This is a genomic window from Pseudoalteromonas sp. SCSIO 43101, assembly GCF_023650775.1.
Lineage (GTDB): Bacteria > Pseudomonadota > Gammaproteobacteria > Enterobacterales > Alteromonadaceae > Pseudoalteromonas > Pseudoalteromonas apostichopi.
In genome coordinates this window covers 1-17,086 of sequence record NZ_CP072674.1, presented here as the reverse complement: position 1 = coordinate 17,086, position 17,086 = coordinate 1, and the positions used below count along the sequence as shown (strand labels likewise).

Genomic DNA, 17,086 nt, shown 5'->3' with positions numbered 1-17,086 from the left:
CTCTATAAAACTAACGCGAATTTTCAGTATACGCCCAGTTAGCAAACTGTGCTACGAGATTGCGACTAATTGAGCCTTAACTGCTTTAAACTAAAGCCTAAGTTAATATCACTACGAAGCATGACAAGGTTTTTTGATATCACGAACATGTTCATACCAGCACTAAGCTTACGTTTTAGTGTTGGGTTTAAATCATCGTCATTAATAGCTGCTTCAATCGACTCATAATCATTTATAAGTTGCTGCGCTGATTTGTTACCAATGCCTTTGACCCCAGGTATATCATTAGTTTTATCACCTGCTAAGGCCCAAAAATCAGCGAGCCGATGCTTGGGTACATTAAAACGCTGCTTTATATCTTCAACGTCAAGATATTGCTTTTTAAAGTAATCATATATAGCTATTTGCTCAGATAAAAACGGTAAAAACCCTTTATCTGTAGAGACGATAGTAGAAGGTACATTATTAGTCGCAGCTTTATGAGCAAGGGTAGCAATTATATCGTCTGCTTCGTCATTATCTGGTGAGAAAATCACAATGCCCGTTTCTTCAATTGCTTGTTTAAAGCGTGATAAGTTTTGTTTGAGGGTATCGGGCATCGGTGAACGAGTGCTTTTATATGCTTCAAAATAGTGATAACGCCAGCTTTTTTCACCATCAAACACTGCAATCGCGTGAGTAGCATTCGTTTGCTGGCGTAGTTTTTTGCAAGCATGTGCCACTCGGGCACAGCTTGCTTTTATCATATGTTCTTCACTGTGATGACTCTGATTACTATCAACAGCATAGATGCGTCTAATAAGATTAAGCGCATCTATTAAAAGTAATTGGGTTGTCACATAGGCTCCTATTAAGCTTTGATCTCATAGCAAGGAATATATCTACTGCCTGGTAACTTCATGCGGCCTTGCTCAACAAATGCTGCCAGTAGTTTATCCATATCAGCCATAAGTGCAGGCTCACCACTTAACACAAAGCGGCCATGCTGTTTGATGGCTTGTAAGCCTTCGTCTTTAACGTTACCAGCCACGATGCCTGAAAACGCACGGCGTAAATTAGCAGCTAATTGCTGAGTTGGTTGATCTAAATGTAGATCTAAGCTCGACATATTAGCATGAGTCGGTGCAAACGGTTGTTGGAAATCATGATCGATTTTTAGCGTCCAGTTAAAGTAATATGCATCACCTTGGCTTTTACGATAGTCACGTACCTCGACCATTTTATCTTTTAATGTTTTACCAACACGCTCTGGATCGTCGATTATCACTTCAAACTTATCAAGTGCCGCTTTACCTAATGTTTTCTCGATGAATTTACACAGCTCAATAAAGTAGTTTTCACTTTCTTTAGGGCCTGTAAGGATTACTGGTAAACATTGTTTTTCGTTATCTGGGTGCAGCAGAATACCTAAAAGGTATAGCAACTCTTCAGCGGTACCTGCACCACCTGGAAAGATAATAATGCCATGAGCGGTGCGAATAAATGCCTCTAAACGCTTTTCGATATCAGGCAAAATAACCAACTCATTTACTATTGGGTTAGGTGGTTCAGCGGCAATAATGCTTGGTTCAGTTAAACCTAGATAACGGTTGTTAGTAATACGCTGTTTAGCGTGGCCAATGGTGGCACCTTTCATTGGGCCTTTCATTGCACCAGGGCCACAGCCGGTACAAATATTTAATCCACGGAGGCCAAGCTCATAGCCAACCTGTTTGGTGTATTTGTATTCAACCTCGTTAATTGAATGACCGCCCCAGCATACGATCATACTCGGGTCACTATTAACTCTAAGTGCGCCTGCGTTTCTGAGCATATCAAAGACCATATGAGTGATGGCTTTTTGTTCTGTTAGGTCTTTTTCATATTTTTGACAAATAAACAGAATATCGCGAATAACCGAGAAAATATGTTCATGAATACCGGTAATAATTTCGCCATCAACAAAAGCGGATTCGGGTGGGTTTTCAAGTTCAATTTTAATACCACGCTCTCGGCTTAATAAGCGAATATCAAAGTCTTCGTATTTATTGTAAATTTCTAAGCTTGAATCGGTGTGGCTGCCCACATTGAGAACCGCAAGCACACAGTTCCTAAATAATTTATAGCGCTCGCTGGTGGATGATTGTTCGAGTAGATCAACTTCTAGTTGCGATAGTAAATCCAGTACACCTGTTGGATTCAGTTGTTTTAACATAAGCACTCTCCCGGCTCGTCAATGAGCCTTTATCATTATGTGTCAAAGACCTCACATACTAGATGAGGCCTTTATTTGCTAATGCAAACTTTATTTCGTCCCTCGTTCTTGGCTTTGTATAATGCTTCGTCGGCACGGTCAAAGGCAATTAGCGGGGTATCACCTTTTTTCAACTGGGTTGCACCAGCAGAAATAGTGATTTCTACTTGCTTATCTTTGAATTTAAACGGAATACTTTGAATAGTCTTGCGCAGCTTTTCTAGCGGCACAGTCGCTTTTTCAATCGCCATTCCACTCATTAGTAATACAAACTCTTCACCCCCGTAACGGGCAATGAAGTCTGATTTACGAATTGACTTTTGTAATGCTTTAGCAATCACTTGCAGTGTTTTATCACCAGCACTGTGGCCATATTGGTCATTGATTGATTTAAAGTGGTCAACATCAATCACTACAAATGTGATGTCTGATTCCTGCACATTAAATAAGTTGAACTCATGATTGAACCGCTCATCGAACGCAGAACGATTTGGTAACTTCGTTAGACCATCCAGTAAACTCTTAAAGCGTTGTTCATTAAGGCGCTGCTTGTAGGTCGAAAGCTTGCTTTCTAAATGACTAATACGGTTATTAATATCGTTGAAGCTGGCAAGTAAGTTCTCGCGCTCCGTTTGTTCTAGCTTTTCTTTAGCGATTAAATCATCACTTAATGATTTTAACTCTTCTTCTACTAGCTCTTTAAGCGAAGAAATAGATGTAGCCTGCTGTGTTTGCGTATGCAAGTTTTTAATCTTGTTTTCGATTTGTTTATTCAGCGTATCATATTCGGCGCTGAGAGATTCTGAGTGTTTACTAGTAGAAACAATTGAATGATGTAAATCTTCAATGGTCTGATTTAAAGAGATCAAAAAGCTCTGAGCTGATTGCCGCTCTTTACTCATATTGCGTGTAACGATGCTAATTATATTCAGCGCAGAATCAAGTAGGTCGTCAACACTATCATTATGGGTGATTTTGCTTTTGATGCTATTTATTTGCTCGGCACTTTCTTCCTCGAGCACTAAGTCATTAGCAAGAGATAAAAGTTGCGTGGCAAGTTCAGGTTTGATTTGTGCTTCAGTTTTGCTTGTCGTTGCAAGTTTGGCTTGTAGGGCTTGATGATAGATAACCACTAACTTTGAGAGTAACGGAACAAAGTCATGATTAGACTGAATATTATTTAATTCGTGGTCGAGTAGATAACGCAGCGAACGACGGGCATCATCAGGCAGACCTCTCACTTTTTGTAGCTGCTTACCAGCGTCAGTGACACTATCATTCAGTTCGCGTTGAAGTGCCATTTGCTTAGTTTCTTGGTGTTTTAACAGGCCAAGCACATCATCTATTAGCGGTGAAAGTAAATCGAAATTTACACCTTTTTTTAACGCATTTCTAAATTTAGCCAATCGATTGTCTAGTTCAATGTCTAGTCCCTTACAGCTGAGTGATAGTTTCGCTGCAAATTGAGAAAGGACTTCAACTTGATGTTTGCGCGCATCTTCGACCACTGCACGAGCGTCGATCGCTTGCTTTAGCTTTTTATTAAGAACATCATGCTGTTGCTGCACCAAGTAATACCGCCATCAAATTTCAAAAATTGCTATACGATAAGTTTACAACAAATTAATACGAAATGTAGTTTCCAAGTCAAAAACTTAGCTATTTTGTCTATCAAACTTGTTGCAATGGTTGTTTATCGGTTTTTAATTCACATTTTTTCTCGCAATTGTTAGTCTGTTTTGCAATTTTGATAGTAATAAAAAGAGTTGTTATGAAAAAGTTTTTGGCAATGTCTATCTTGGCGGCCTGTTCTAACAGTGTGTTTGCAGATGTAAACTACTCACTGTCTATCACTCAGCCAGAGCACCATCTAGGTAATGTAAGTGTTGAGTTTCCCCAAACCGCACAAGCACATTTAGATATTAAACTTCCAGCTTGGCGTACTGGCCGTTATGAAATTTTAAATCTTGCCAATGGTGTACGCTTTTTCGAAGCAAAAGATGATGACGGTAAAGCATTACAGTGGGAAAAAATTGACCACAGCACTTGGCGTGTTCATCTAAACGAGCCAACTCAAGTAAATGTAGATTACCAAGTTTACGCTAACGAGCTAGGTAAACGCGCTCGTCATATTGATGACAGTCATGCATTTATTGATGCATCTGGCTTTTTTATGTTTAGTGAATCATTCCGTCAAGACCCTGTGACTGTAAAACTAAACGTACCAAAAGAATGGCGTTCAGTGTCGGGGATGGAAAATGCGGGTTCTAAACATAGCTTTAAAGCTGCAGATTACGACATTTTAGTTGATTCACCAATCGAGAGTGGTATCAATGAGCTACATAAGTTTAGCGTTGATGGTCGTGAATACGAACTAGTTATCTGGGGTGAAGGTAACTACGACGTAGATCAAATGCTAACCGACCTTAAAAAGCTCGTTACAACTGGCAATGTAATTTGGGATAGCTACCCATATGAGCGTTACGTATTTATGGTACATGCAACGTCAGGTGCCGGCGGTGCAACAGAGCATTTAAACTCAACAATTATACAGCGTCCTCGTGATCGTTTTGGTTCTCGTAAAGATTATCTTGCGTTTATCAGCACCGCAGCACACGAATTTATTCACACTTGGAACGTAAAAGCGTACCGTCCTAAAGGGATTGCACCGTACGACTACACGAATATTAACTACGCGAAAACATTATGGATTGCAGAGGGCTCAACCAGCTACTTTGAGGATCACTTAATGGTTCGTGCAGGTATTGAAACAACGGATGAGTTCTTCGGTACATTAACCAAAACAGTTAATCGTCACTTACAAACACCGGGTCGCGAAGTACAAAGCGCAACTGAAACTAGTTTTGATAAGTGGATTAACCAAGGCGGCGATCATGCACGCAACTACAGCACCAATATCTATTTAGAAGGTTCATTGATCTCAATGGCGCTTGATATTGATTTACTAGAAAAGAGCGACGGCAAAATTAGTTACCGCGATGTTCACCGTGCACTTTACAACAAACACCGTTTACCAGATGGTTTTACGCCTGATGATGTTAAAGCGATTTTAAAAGAGCTAACGGGTCGTGATTACAGCGCATGGTGGCAAGCGAATGTGGATGAGCCAGCAGCTATCGATTTTGATTCACTACTTGCAAAAGTGGGGTTAGGTTTAATTCGCCCTGAAGGTGCAAAATCAGTACCTAGTATTGACTCGTTCGCTAAAAACAGCGGTGAGTTATTAACCTTAACTCATGTTCGCCGTGGCGGCGCTGCATGGCAAGCGGGCTTAACTACAGATGATAAAATCGTCGCGTTTAACAAAAAGCATGTTGGTAAAGATTTAACAGCCAGCCTTGAAACGTTTAAAGCAGGCGACACAGTGACTGTTGATTTCATTAGACGTGATGCATTGCAAAGTACGACACTGACACTTAGTGAAGACTTTGATAAAGAGAAAAAGGTACAAGCATTAAAAGATGCAACACCAGCTCAAATGGCATTGTTTAAAGCATGGATGGGCGTTGATCACCCAAACCTAGCAAAATAACTCGTTAATGGTTTTTGATTGGTAAGAGAGGAGCTGCGGCTCCTTTCTTTTTGCTTGGTGTTTGCTGCGCTTTTATAAACTGCTTAGTGTATTTTGCATTTTGTAGAGTGCTTTGGAGTTGCTGCTTTTTTCGTCGCCAAAACGATTTTTTAACTTTGTCTGTTCGGTCTCGAATATCACTTTGTGGATTATCGGGTTGTGATACTGGGTAGGGCAGCAATGAGTATCCATATACGCCGGTTTCCCAAACATGCTGTAAATCACAATCAACGGGGCGGCCAAATGTGGCTGTGGCCTTTAAAAGTGATTTTGCACCTTCCAAACTAACAGCAGTTGCACAGCAGCCAGACATAAGCTTTTTATGAATGACTATATGCTGCTCATCAGCGAGTTGTTTTGTGAAAGCAATGTCGCGATTGCGGTCTTTGTAAGCAGCCAATTTTATTAGCTGCCAAGGCTGTTTTAATGTATTAATGTTGTCAATTGCACTGTGAATAGAGCGGTCGAGAACAAAGTCATCTTCTAAAATAATGGCGTAATCTAATTGCCTATCGACAATGGTTTGCCATGCTTTTCTGTGACTCAGGTAACAGCCAATTTCACCTTTGCTCAATGGCTTATGATATTTTTTTAGGTTTAAATCAGCACTATAGTGCTTGACTATCTCTTTATCAGACAGCTCTCTTCCATCAATTGCATCAAGGCGTTCAAATGCCAAATTCTGTGCGTTGAGCTCATGGCTTACACGGTTTAATCGTTCAGTAGAGCTTGCTAAGTTGATTACAAAAATAGCGGTCATTATCGTTACCTGATGGTCAGTTTGAATCAGGCTAACAAGCTTTAATGACGCTTGGGTGTCAGAACTATTTCGATTTTATGTCAGGGCGAGGGGTATTTAAAATCGCTTGTTTTTCTTGCTCGGATAAAATGATCCAATCAAAAATTTCATCATTACTGCGACCACAGCCAGTGCAATAGCCATTGAGGCGATGACATTGGCCGATGCAATCTGTTTTGAATTGGCTGGTTGGCTTTTTTGAATTTGTCATAGTGATGAGAAGGCTAATGTAGCCTTCAAAAATGTATTATTTACCTTCAACGGGTTTACCAATTTCAAGAGTGGTAGACCAAGGCTGTTTACGTGATAAGGTTTTACCCGAATGAATTGAGATAACAGGGTTGTTTTCGTCAAGCACAAACGTGGTGCGTAACGATTCTGCAGACTCTTTTTGTGTTTGATGCCAATTATTACCTGCTAAACAAGCTTGGGTAAAATTAACCGCACGGGTGTGATCGGCGACAGCTTGCTGCTGTTGCTCATAGTTGCCTACACAACTGTAGGTGACATTGTCTTTATCAAGCGCCGTGATTTGACAGTTATCAGCAATAAGGTTGTATTTTGCTGTCCATGTTTCCATGTATTTAGTATTTACACGGCTACGTTTTAAGCCTTCAAAGCGGTTGTCGTAAGCACCTAATAGGGCGTTGATTTTCTCGCAAGGGGTTAAGTTATCAATGGCAACTTGTTGTTCAGTTGTTAGTCCTGTACAACCTGTTAAAACAAGGCCAGTTAGTAAGGCGACGAGTGGCTTTTTCATATCAGGCTATCCTTTTAAATAGCAGTTCCTTAAACGTTTTCTAGAGGATACCTAAGCCCTTGTAAAAATGCTAATAAAGATTGGCAATTACAATGCAAAATGCCCTCACAAAGGAGGGCATTTGGTTATATCTTGTTGTATATTCGTGAGCTTACATCTTAGTTTTACCGGCAATATTAGTTACTTTTACAGAGCCAGAACCATCACTTAATAGTTCAAAGTTTGCCGCAGTATCAACACGAATGCTTCCAGAGCCATCTGAAACGACAACATCACCGGAAATATCATTTAAATCGATACCGCCAGAACCGTCGTGTACTTCAATATTGCCCTGTGCTTTTGCCACATTAATATTGCCAGAGCCGTCATGAATTTTAATATTACGGCTGACATTACGAACATCTATGCTGCCAGAGCCGTCATTGATTTCTAAAGTGCCTGTAATGTCATTAGCTGTAATTGAACCAGAACCATCGTTGATTACTGTATCAGCTACATGGCTAATAATAATCTCACCAGAACCATCGTGCACATCGACATTAAATGAATGCGGGATCGCAACAGTTAAATCAATGCGAGTTTGCTTGTTGGTATGGTGTTCACATTGTCCTGCACCAAGTGCGGCATTATTGCCTTTAGCTTCAAGCGTTAAGCAGTATTCATCGTGCGGCTGTTCTTGATAAATTTCAGCTTTAACGGTTACTTCATCACTGTCAGTGCCTGTAATGTGCAAAAAACCAGAGCCAGCTTCGACTTTCAAAGCACTTAATGATGCTGCATCTAGCTTAAGGTTTTTGGTTTCTTGCAGAGGCATTTCACCCCAAGCAAATGTTTGGGCTGATAATAGGCCTGCGGCAATAAGCGAGAGTGTTTTTACTTTACTTAACATGGTTCTTCCCTTTCATATTTGAGATGTTTTTAGCTTAGTCGCAGGTGCTGGTACAAAAGGTTTAAACAGTTTATAAACTTTTAAAAAAAATAATGCTTCTTAGTTATTTAATATCCAGCTTTTTTACCGTTAAAAGCGTTAACTCTGCCGTAAAAACATATCATTATTTTTTCCTTTTGCTAACTTATAGTATTTGCCCCCCAAGGAATAATAATGAAAAAAATAATCTTCCTAAGTAGTTTATTGTGGATCAGCTTTTGTGCTTGTAGTGAGGAAACTGATGTAACCTTAAACGCTTATGCTGCAGGGTATGTCGCCAACTTTACTTGTAGTGCCACGTTTAATGCTGACAAAACGACTGAGCAAATCGTTACAGATGAACTCACGGGGATTTATCCTTTAATCGCAGACACGGTAAAAACACTGCAAGCAAATATTGATACCAAGCATAGGCGAGTCACTGTCGATTATGATAAAGATAAGCAGCGTATATCAGTGTGGCGTCCGCGTTTAGGTTGTGTTGATTTGCCTGTTGGAGCTAGCCTAGAATCTGCATCACTTGTGCAATCTCCGTTTAAAGAAAACCTAGCTGATCTAAAGGATGATGGTAAGCCTTGGCAAACACTAAATGGTGTTAATAAAACAACGGGCAATAAGGCGCTTGATGAGGTCATTGCTCAGGCTTTTACTCGTCATTATGGCGAAGGCGCACGTACTTCAGCTATTTTAATAGCAAGCCCTCAGGCGATTTTAGCAGAGCAATATAAAGCAGGCTTTACCCCAGAAACCGCACAGCGAACTTGGTCTGTTGCAAAAAGTATTGGCGCTAGCATCATTGGTGTGGCGGTAGAGCAAAAGCGACTTGATGTAACTAAACCAGCGGGGCTTGAAAGTTGGTCTCATTCGCTTGATCCGCGTGGTGAAATAACTCTTGAAAACTTGCTTCATATGGCATCAGGCTTAGATAGTAATAAAGCGGGCAACCGGACAGATCGGGTTTATATGGGGGGCGGTTTAGTGTCTGATACTGCAACGCATACTGCGTTAGAAGTAAAGCCTGGCAGCCGCTGGAAATATGCCAATAACGACACCATGTTAGCGCTTCGAACTCTAAGAGAAACTTTCAACGATGAAGCGAGTTACTTACGTTATCCGTATGAAAACTTGCTCGATAAAATTGGCATGCAGCATACTTTTTTAGAATCTGACTGGCAAAGTGACTTTATTTTGTCATCGCAAGTGTGGACTACCTCACGAGATCTTGCTCGTTTAGGACTGTTACACCTAAATAATGGTCGCTGGCAAGGTGAGCAAATATTACCAAAAGATTGGTTAAGTTATATAAGTAAACCAGCACCTGCGCAGCCCCCAGAAGCTGCACCTGGATACGGTGCACAGTGGTGGCTTTATAACGAACGCTTCCCAGAATTACCAAACGATACTATCGCAGCGCGAGGCAACCGAGGTCAATATTTGGTGATTATTCCAAGCGAGCAGCTAGTTATTGTTAGGCGAGGGTATGATCTTGCGGGTCTTAAAGGCTTTAGTGAACATGACTTTACTCGTGATGTTTTAAAAGCACTTAGGCAATAAGATTTAAGATGCACCTGAAAAGGTGCATCTTAATGTACTTCATTTACTTATGGCGGCCTTGTAAGCAACTCACCACATCGGCCAATGATAAGCCTTGGCGCTGTAATAACACGGTTAAGTGATACAGTAAGTCTGCCGATTCATTGGTTAATTCATCGTTATCATGTTTCATAGCTGCAAGGGCAACTTCGACACCTTCTTCACCCACTTTTTGGCAACTACGGCTTAAGTCTTTTGCAAATAAAGACGCAGTGTAGCTTTTGCTTGGGTCATCATTTTTACGCGAGACAATAACTTGTTCAAGCTCGGCCAAAAACGATAAGCTAGGTTTTGCATCATCGCCAAAACAGCTTTGTGTACCCAAGTGACAGGTTGGGCCAAGTGGGTTTGCGAGTACTAATATAGAGTCGTAATCACAGTCGGTGTGCACCGAGACAACTTCAAGGTAGTTTTCTGATGTTTCGCCTTTAGTCCATAAGCGCTCTTTAGAACGTGAGAAAAAGGTTACTTTTTGTTTGTCGAAAGTGGCAGCTAATGCGTCTTGATTCATAAAGCCTTGCATTAAAATAACCCCAGTGCGTGCGTCTTGCACAATAGCTGGGATCAATTCGCTTTTGGCAAAATCGACTTGAGTAAGAGTGTCTTTGGTTAATTGCATAGTCTTGCCGCTACATTATTATCGATTAAAAATTGTTTTAGTTCGCCAATATCAATGACGTTCTTGTGAAATACGCTGGCAGCGAGAGCACCATCAACTTGGCTTTGCTGAAATACATCAACAAAGTCTTGCATTGTCCCTGCGCCACCCGAAGCAATTAGTGGAATATCGCACAGTGCACGCATTTTTGATAGCTGAACATTGTCGTAGCCTTTACGCACGCCATCTTGGTTCATGCAATTAAGGACGATTTCGCCAGCACCTAGGTCTTGCACGCGCTTAACCCATTCTTCGGTTTTGTAGCGAGTACGGCTTGATGCATTTGGATCACCCGTTAACTGGTACACCAAATACTCATCAGTTTTTTCATCATAAAAACTATCAATACCAACAACTACGCATTGTTTACCGAACTCATCGTGTAATTCTTTAATTAGCTCTGGGCGAGCGATAGCTGGGCTATTAATACTAATTTTATCTGCGCCACGTTCTAAAACACGTGCCGCATCAGCAACAGATTTAATGCCACCAGCCACACAAAATGGAATATCAATATGGCGCGCAATGTTCTCTACCCAATTTACATCAAGTAGACGCTTTTCGACGCTGGCACTGATTTCATAAAAAACTAGTTCATCAGCACCGGCATCGCTGTATGCTTTTGCAAGCTTTAAAATATCACCAACTACTTCATGGCCTTTAAATTTAACACCTTTAACGACTTGACCGTCTTTAACATCTAAACAAGGAATTATGCGTTTTGATAACATGCTAACGCCTCCTCAACATTAAAGGCACCATCGAGTAATGATTTACCTAATATAACACCGCCAACGCCAAGTTTTTTCAGCTTTGCAATATCATCAAGTGAGCTTACACCGCCTGATGCTTGAACTTTAATCTCGCTATTGTGGTTAGTTAGATCTTCATAAAGTGCAAATGAAGGGCCTGTCATGGTGCCGTCTTTACTGATGTCTGTACACAGAAAATCAATTACACCGAGAGCTACGTAAAAATCAACAAGTTCGAACAAACCAAACTTAGATTCACTTAGCCACCCATGTGTCGCTGGTGCCCAGCCGTTTTCCGTTTTATTTACATCAAGTGCTATAACGAAGTGCTTTGCACCAAATTTTTCAATCCAAGCTTGTACTTGCTCGCGCTTTTCAACGGCCATTGAGCCAATCACGACTTGGTTAGCACCGGCTTCAAGCCAGTCGGCAACATCTTGCTCAGAGCGAATACCGCCACCTACTTGATAAGGTACATTAAGCGCTTTGGTTGCCGCTTGAATATGCTGCCACTGTTTTTTATTTGGATCGCGCGCACCCTCTAAATCAACGAGGTGTAGTTTACCTGCGCCGCTATTTGCATACTCTTGTAAGCGTGCGCTAAGTTCGTAAGGGTAAAATTGTGCTGTATCATACTTACCTTGGTATAAGCGCACAATTTGGTTTTGTAATACATCGAGTGCTGGAATTATCACGTTTATTTCTCTTATTTTTTGCTGCGCTTACAGCTGCCAATCTAAAAAGTTTTGTAAAAGTCGGGTGCCTACTTTAGCACTTCGCTCAGGGTGGAACTGCATACCTGCGTAGTTATCTTTGGCAACAATCGCTGAAAAAGCTTGTCCGTATTCACCGCTAACTAAGGTGGCATCGTTCACTGTGTGAGCAAAGCTATGCACAAAGTACACTTGATCTTGCGCTGATAAACCTTTAGTGAGGGCATGCTCTTTTAAGACGCTTAGGTCGTTCCAGCCCATGTGCGGTGAAGTTAATTCACCTACATCAAGTTGCTTAACAATACCAGGGATTTTGCCAAGACACTCAACATTGCCTTCTTCAGTTTTGTCACAAAGTAATTGCATACCTAAACAAATTCCCATCAGTGGGCGCTGATATTCATCAATTGCTTGCTGCCAGCCACCGTCTTTTAAGCGTTTCATTGCAACAGAGGCATGGCCTACGCCAGGTAAAATCGCACGTTCAAAACCTTTTAATTGCTCAGGTGAAGTGATCACCTCTGGTGTTTTACCTAAGCGTTCAAAGGCAAAACGAACAGAGTTAATGTTGGCACAACCGGTATTAATTATAGCAATCATAAACACCCCTTAGAGCTAGCAGTTTGTTGCGAAGCATCTTTAGCAATCGCAGCGCGAAGTGCTCTAGCAAACGCTTTAAATAGACCTTCAACTTGGTGATGGCAGTTACCATCGCTAACCGACAGAATAAGGCTCATCGCAGCATTATCACTTAAGCTTTTAAAGAAATGTTCAACCATTTGTACGTCTAAGTCGCCTACTTTTTCACGGCTAAAATCGGCATTTAATACAAATGATGCACGGCCTGATAAGTCGATTTGTGCTTCAGCTTTGCATTCATCCATAGGCAATGCGAAACCATAACGACCAATTTGCGTTTTTGTACCTAATGCTTGTTTAAGAGCAAGACCAAGTGCAATGCCGATATCTTCAACTAGGTGGTGCTCATCAATGTATAAATCGCCAGTTGCTTGAATATTAAGACCGATATTGGCATGGGTGCGAATTTGGTCAAGCATGTGATCGAAAAAGCCAAGGCCTGTGCTAATTTCACCATTTTTTGTTTGGTCTAAATTAACTTGCACATCGATTTGTGTTTCTTTGGTATTGCGAGTGACACGGCCTTCACGGTTCGCAGTTGTCAGCTTAGTGACAATGGCATCCCAGCTGCCATCATACAAAATGCCTTCGCAACATAAGTTCTTGGCAAGTCCGATATCTGTTTGGCGATCGCCAATCACAAATGAGCGTGCTAAATCGACTTTACCTGAACGCATTAGCTCAGTAAGTAATCCGGTTTTTGGCTTACGGCAGTCACAATTTTGTTCATCAAAGTGAGGGCAGATCAGAACCTCATCAAATTTGATTCCTTGGCTGTTTAAGATATTCATCATTTTGTCTTGAGCAATATCAAAATCAGCTGTTGGGAAGCTATCAGTTCCTAAACCATCTTGGTTCGAAACCATCACAAGGCGGTAACCTGCCGCTTGAAGTTGTAATAGAGCAGGGATCACATTCGGCAAAAACACCAATTTTTCAAGGCTATCAACCTGTTTGTCGGTGATTGGCTCTTCGATAATCGTGCCATCGCGGTCAATAAATAAATACGGGTTGCTCATGATAATTCCTGTTCTACTGTTTTGCTGGTCAGTGATAAGCCATCTAACCAAACTTTTACTTGTTCTAGTTCTTGCTCGTTACCGATAGAAATTCGTAACCAATCATCTTCGCCATATAAAGTGAAGGCACGCATTACGAGTCCTTGCTCAAGTGCGATATTAAATGATTGCTTGTCTTTTAATTTTAAAGTGACAAAGTTACCTTCACCGCTCAGTACTTTGATAACGGCAGGTGATTGCTCAAGCCAACTTTTTAGTTTGCTTTTTAAGCTATTGAGAATTGTCACCTGACGGCGCATTGAAGCGATGTTGTCACTACTTAATGCGTCTGCTGCAATGCTCGCAACAACGGTTGATACAGGGTAAGGCGCAATCACTTTACGAATAGGCGCAAGTAGCTCATTGTTAGCGAGTGTGAAGCCTGTTCTAAGACCCGCAAGTGCAAACGCTTTAGATAAGGTTCTCAGTACCACAAGGTTACTAAACTCATTAATGAGACTTGCAGCTGTTTGCTCTGGGCAAAATTCTATATAAGCCTCATCAACCACGACAATCGCTTTACCTGCAAGTTGCTGGGTGATTTTTCTGATTTTGTCTAGGCTAGTCATACTGCCAGTTGGGTTATTTGGATTACAAATAAACACCAGTTTTGAGTCAGCAACTGCGGTTACAATCTCATCAACCGTACCTTTTAATAACAGTTCTTGAGTTAAACCGTTAATCGCAATGTTGTGAGTGTCAGCGGTTACTTTGTACATGCCGTAAGTTGGCAAAAAGAGTGCAATGCTATCTTTAGCTGGACGACAAAACGTACGTACTAATAGCTCAATACCTTCATCAGCTCCGCGAGTCATTAGTACTTGCTCCGGCTCTAAATTAGCATAGCAAGCATAACGATTAATCACTTGCTGAGGCTGCGGATCTGGGTAGCGATTTAAATCAGCTAAATTGATATTTGGAGTACGTGAATATGGACTTTCGTTGGCATTTAACCAAGTAGTGCCTGTGAGCTTTTCACTTTTCGCTGAACTATAGGCTGTAAGTGCAGCAATGTTATCTGGCAACAGCGTTGTTATTTTTGCATTATCGCTCATTGTTCATAGCCTCAAGACGAATTGAAACAGCATTAGCGTGAGCATCTAGTCCCTCTGCTGCAGCTAAAGGTAAAATTGCTTTAGATAATTCACGTAAGCCATTTTTACTGATGGTTTGCACTGTGTAAGTTCTAAAGAAGTCCAATAAGTTTAAGCTCGAATAGGTCGCACTGTAACCATACGTTGGTAGTACGTGGTTAGTACCGGACGCATAGTCACCGGCAGACTCAGGGGTGTAATCACCCACAAATACTGAACCGGCATTTTTCACTAAGCTTAGATAAGGCTGCGCATCAGCAAGTTGTAAAATAAGGTGCTCAGGACCATATTCAGCAGACACTGCAAAGGCTTGCTCAACCGAGTCCACTAATATCAAGCTTGAGTTAGCTAGGGCTTGTTCGGCAGTGTCTTTACGACTTAATTTTGCTAGCTGCTCTGTTAATGCTTGCTGTGTTTTTTCAATAATACGTTCGCTGTTACATAGTAAAATAACTTGCGAATCAGCGCCGTGCTCTGCTTGCGACAATAAATCAGCGGCAATAAACTCAGGGTTTGCACGCTCATCAGCAATCACTAACACTTCAGAAGGGCCGGCTGGCATATCAATCGCCATACCCGGAATAGTTTGCGCAACAAGTTGTTTTGCCATAGTGACGAAACTATTTCCAGGGCCAAAAATCTTGTTTACTTTAGGCACTGATTCTGTGCCGTATGCCATCGCTGTAATCGCACCTGCGCCGCCACTTTCTACAATGGTTTTAATACCACATAGTTTTGCCGCATATAAAATGGCAGGGTTGATAGTTTCATCGGCTTTTACAGGTGTAGTAAGCACAACAGTTTGTGCACCACTTAACTGTGCAAGCACCCCTTGCATAATCACTGACGATGGCAATGGCGCACTACCACCTGGCACGTAAATACCTACCGCTTCAATGGCTTGATATTTAAGTTCACACAGTACGCCAGGTTGCGTTGTTAACTTAATGTCTTTAGGTAATTGTGCTTGGTGAAAGCGTTTTACATTGGCATAGGCCGTTTCGATGGCGGCTTTTAACTCGCTTGATAGTAACTGCTCAGCTTGATTAATTTCTTCAACCGGTACTAATAAGCGAGGTGTTTCGCGCTTATCAAACTCTTTTGCCATCTTTAATAACGCTGCATCACCTTCTGTTTTAACTGCATTTAAGATGTCGATACAAATTGCTTCGACCTCTTTACTTGCAGTAACAGCAGGGCGGGTGAGTACCGCCTGCTGTGCTTGTTGATTTTCCTCATTCCAGCGAAACATGGATAATTACTCCATCATTTTTTCAATAGGCATAACGAGAATTGAGTTGGCACCCAATGCTTTTAACTGTTCCATCGTTTCCCAGAATAGGGTTTCGCTGCTAACCATGTGCAGTGCTACATAATCGTCGCTACCTGCAAGCGATAGTAAAGTTGGTTGGCCAGTACCAGGTAGCAAGTCGCACACTTCATCAAGCTTTGCTTTAGGAGCGTGTAACATGATGTATTTACTTTCCTTAGCTTGACGAACACCTCGTAGACGCGGCATTAGCGTATTGATTAAATCAAGTTTACTTTGATCTGCTAGGTCTTTGTTTTGAATTAAACATGCATTTGATTCTAAGATTGTGTCGCCTTGCATTAAGCCATTGGCTTCTAAGGTTGCACCGGTAGACACTAAGTCACAAATCGCATCAGCCAGACCAGCACGCGGTGCCACTTCAACAGAGCCTGTTAACATTACCGTGCTTGCGTTGATGCCTTCACGTTTTAGATATTGGCTTAAAATTTCAGGGTATGTAGTTGCAATGCGTTTACCTTCGAACCAGCTTTTATCTTGTGGGCCAAGTTCTTGTGGCCATGCAAGTGCTAAACGGCAGTAACCAAAATCAAGTTTAGAAAGCTTATTTACTTCGAATGCCACACCTTGGCGTTCGCGTTCAGCTTGTACTTCAACGAGTACGTTTTCACCGACGATACCTAGGTCACATACACCGTCCATTACAAGACCCGGAATATCGTCATCGCGTACACGAAGTACATCAATTGGCATGTTGGTAGAGTGTGCGATTAAACGTTGTTCACGAAGATTTAATTTAACACCAAGTTGCTTAAGTAACTCTTGGCAGTCTTTTGATAAGCGGCCGCCTTTTTGGATGGCGATTCGTAAACGTTTGGTATTGCTCATTATTCATTTTCCTTTAATTCAAAAACTAAAAACCCCGAGGGAACCTCAGGGCGAAAATAAATAATTTGGTTGATTGCTCGCCAGAGGTTCCTTTTAGGAATAACCTCTC

At 41.4% G+C, this 17,086-nt stretch carries 17 protein-coding genes; 2 read left to right on the top strand and 15 right to left on the bottom strand.

Features of this window, described 5'->3' with window-relative positions; genetic code table 11:
• Nucleotides 1-65: 65 nt before the first annotated feature.
• From xni to J8Z25_RS17215, 3 genes are all read right to left on the bottom strand, one after another.
• Nucleotides 66-839, bottom strand: coding sequence for a flap endonuclease Xni (gene xni, locus J8Z25_RS17225; protein WP_250662176.1), 774 nt, complete (start codon nt 837-839; stop codon nt 66-68).
• Between the two features lie 11 nt (nt 840-850).
• Nucleotides 851-2,194: a nucleotide 5'-monophosphate nucleosidase PpnN gene (gene ppnN, locus J8Z25_RS17220; protein WP_130052651.1), complete on the bottom strand. Its 1,344-nt coding sequence runs from the start codon at nt 2,192-2,194 to the stop codon at nt 851-853.
• Between the two features lie 71 nt (nt 2,195-2,265).
• A complete protein-coding gene (locus tag J8Z25_RS17215; protein WP_130052650.1) occupies nt 2,266-3,801 on the bottom strand; it encodes a GGDEF domain-containing protein in 1,536 nt (511 codons plus the stop codon).
• Nucleotides 3,802-4,004: 203 nt separating this feature from the next.
• Here J8Z25_RS17215 and J8Z25_RS17210 point away from each other — a divergent pair, with 203 nt between their 5' ends.
• Nucleotides 4,005-5,786: a M61 family metallopeptidase gene (locus J8Z25_RS17210; protein WP_250662175.1), complete on the top strand. Its 1,782-nt coding sequence runs from the start codon at nt 4,005-4,007 to the stop codon at nt 5,784-5,786.
• Nucleotides 5,787-5,790: 4 nt separating this feature from the next.
• On the opposite strand, the gene J8Z25_RS17205 is transcribed toward J8Z25_RS17210, so the two are convergent.
• The 4 genes from J8Z25_RS17205 to J8Z25_RS17190 all read right to left on the bottom strand — a co-directional run bounded on the left by J8Z25_RS17205 (nt 5,791) and on the right by J8Z25_RS17190 (nt 8,273).
• The gene (locus J8Z25_RS17205; RefSeq protein ID WP_250662174.1) at nt 5,791-6,585 is read right to left on the bottom strand and encodes a glycosyltransferase family 25 protein; all 795 of its coding nucleotides are present in this window, start codon (nt 6,583-6,585) and stop codon (nt 5,791-5,793) included.
• Between the two features lie 64 nt (nt 6,586-6,649).
• Nucleotides 6,650-6,835 carry a DUF1289 domain-containing protein gene (locus J8Z25_RS17200; RefSeq protein WP_250662173.1) on the bottom strand — a complete coding sequence of 62 codons (186 nt, stop codon included), beginning with the start codon at nt 6,833-6,835 and terminating at the stop codon, nt 6,650-6,652.
• A gap of 36 nt (nt 6,836-6,871) precedes the next feature.
• A complete protein-coding gene (locus J8Z25_RS17195) occupies nt 6,872-7,384 on the bottom strand; it encodes a hypothetical protein (RefSeq protein WP_250662172.1) in 513 nt (170 codons plus the stop codon).
• Between the two features lie 151 nt (nt 7,385-7,535).
• Nucleotides 7,536-8,273 carry a DUF4097 family beta strand repeat-containing protein gene (locus J8Z25_RS17190; RefSeq protein WP_250662171.1) on the bottom strand — a complete coding sequence of 246 codons (738 nt, stop codon included), beginning with the start codon at nt 8,271-8,273 and terminating at the stop codon, nt 7,536-7,538.
• A 213-nt stretch (nt 8,274-8,486) separates the two neighbouring features.
• Here J8Z25_RS17190 and J8Z25_RS17185 point away from each other — a divergent pair, with 213 nt between their 5' ends.
• The gene (locus J8Z25_RS17185; protein ID WP_250662170.1) at nt 8,487-9,866 is read left to right on the top strand and encodes a serine hydrolase domain-containing protein; all 1,380 of its coding nucleotides are present in this window, start codon (nt 8,487-8,489) and stop codon (nt 9,864-9,866) included.
• 43 nt (nt 9,867-9,909) lie between these two features.
• Here the strand turns inward: J8Z25_RS17185 and hisIE are convergent, their stop codons facing one another.
• The 8 genes from hisIE to hisG are packed head-to-tail and all read right to left on the bottom strand — an operon-like array spanning nt 9,910 to nt 16,977.
• Nucleotides 9,910-10,524 (bottom strand): bifunctional phosphoribosyl-AMP cyclohydrolase/phosphoribosyl-ATP diphosphatase HisIE, encoded by a 615-nt coding sequence (gene hisIE, locus J8Z25_RS17180; protein ID WP_130052642.1) that lies wholly within the window; start codon nt 10,522-10,524, stop codon nt 9,910-9,912.
• Nucleotides 10,515-11,294: an imidazole glycerol phosphate synthase subunit HisF gene (hisF, locus tag J8Z25_RS17175; protein ID WP_167657553.1), complete on the bottom strand. Its 780-nt coding sequence runs from the start codon at nt 11,292-11,294 to the stop codon at nt 10,515-10,517. The genes hisIE and hisF overlap by 10 nt, the downstream gene beginning before the upstream one ends.
• Complete coding sequence (locus tag J8Z25_RS17170) at nt 11,276-12,010, bottom strand: 1-(5-phosphoribosyl)-5-[(5-phosphoribosylamino)methylideneamino] imidazole-4-carboxamide isomerase (protein WP_167657554.1); 735 nt, start codon at nt 12,008-12,010, stop codon at nt 11,276-11,278. Before J8Z25_RS17170 ends, hisF begins: the two co-directional genes overlap by 19 nt.
• Nucleotides 12,011-12,037: 27 nt before the next feature.
• Nucleotides 12,038-12,628, bottom strand: a complete 591-nt coding sequence (hisH, locus tag J8Z25_RS17165; RefSeq protein WP_250662169.1) for an imidazole glycerol phosphate synthase subunit HisH — start codon at nt 12,626-12,628, stop codon at nt 12,038-12,040.
• Nucleotides 12,625-13,686: a bifunctional histidinol-phosphatase/imidazoleglycerol-phosphate dehydratase HisB gene (gene hisB / locus J8Z25_RS17160; protein WP_250662168.1), complete on the bottom strand. Its 1,062-nt coding sequence runs from the start codon at nt 13,684-13,686 to the stop codon at nt 12,625-12,627. Before hisB ends, hisH begins: the two co-directional genes overlap by 4 nt.
• Nucleotides 13,683-14,780, bottom strand: a complete 1,098-nt coding sequence (hisC, locus tag J8Z25_RS17155) for a histidinol-phosphate transaminase (protein ID WP_250662167.1) — start codon at nt 14,778-14,780, stop codon at nt 13,683-13,685. Before hisC ends, hisB begins: the two co-directional genes overlap by 4 nt.
• Nucleotides 14,770-16,071, bottom strand: a complete 1,302-nt coding sequence (gene hisD, locus J8Z25_RS17150; RefSeq protein WP_250662166.1) for a histidinol dehydrogenase — start codon at nt 16,069-16,071, stop codon at nt 14,770-14,772. The genes hisC and hisD overlap by 11 nt, the downstream gene beginning before the upstream one ends.
• 6 nt (nt 16,072-16,077) lie before the next feature.
• Nucleotides 16,078-16,977 carry an ATP phosphoribosyltransferase gene (gene hisG / locus J8Z25_RS17145; RefSeq protein WP_250662165.1) on the bottom strand — a complete coding sequence of 300 codons (900 nt, stop codon included), beginning with the start codon at nt 16,975-16,977 and terminating at the stop codon, nt 16,078-16,080.
• Nucleotides 16,978-17,086 lie beyond the last annotated feature (109 nt).

Bases quoted from the DNA above. Each gene is read 5' to 3' on its own strand.
- hisF (WP_167657553.1), bottom strand. From the start codon at position 11,294: ATGTTATCAAAACGCATAATTCCTTGTTTAGATGTTAAAGACGGTCAA.
- hisC (WP_250662167.1), bottom strand. From the start codon at position 14,780: ATGAGCGATAATGCAAAAATAACAACGCTGTTGCCAGATAACATTGCT.
- hisB (WP_250662168.1), bottom strand. From the start codon at position 13,686: ATGAGCAACCCGTATTTATTTATTGACCGCGATGGCACGATTATCGAA.
- J8Z25_RS17195 (WP_250662172.1), bottom strand. From the start codon at position 7,384: ATGAAAAAGCCACTCGTCGCCTTACTAACTGGCCTTGTTTTAACAGGT.
- hisD (WP_250662166.1), bottom strand. From the start codon at position 16,071: ATGTTTCGCTGGAATGAGGAAAATCAACAAGCACAGCAGGCGGTACTC.
- J8Z25_RS17205 (WP_250662174.1), bottom strand. From the start codon at position 6,585: ATGACCGCTATTTTTGTAATCAACTTAGCAAGCTCTACTGAACGATTA.
- hisH (WP_250662169.1), bottom strand. From the start codon at position 12,628: ATGATTGCTATAATTAATACCGGTTGTGCCAACATTAACTCTGTTCGT.
- J8Z25_RS17210 (WP_250662175.1), top strand. From the start codon at position 4,005: ATGAAAAAGTTTTTGGCAATGTCTATCTTGGCGGCCTGTTCTAACAGT.
- J8Z25_RS17190 (WP_250662171.1), bottom strand. From the start codon at position 8,273: ATGTTAAGTAAAGTAAAAACACTCTCGCTTATTGCCGCAGGCCTATTA.
- hisG (WP_250662165.1), bottom strand. From the start codon at position 16,977: ATGAGCAATACCAAACGTTTACGAATCGCCATCCAAAAAGGCGGCCGC.
- J8Z25_RS17185 (WP_250662170.1), top strand. From the start codon at position 8,487: ATGAAAAAAATAATCTTCCTAAGTAGTTTATTGTGGATCAGCTTTTGT.
- hisIE (WP_130052642.1), bottom strand. From the start codon at position 10,524: ATGCAATTAACCAAAGACACTCTTACTCAAGTCGATTTTGCCAAAAGC.
- ppnN (WP_130052651.1), bottom strand. From the start codon at position 2,194: ATGTTAAAACAACTGAATCCAACAGGTGTACTGGATTTACTATCGCAA.
- J8Z25_RS17200 (WP_250662173.1), bottom strand. From the start codon at position 6,835: ATGACAAATTCAAAAAAGCCAACCAGCCAATTCAAAACAGATTGCATC.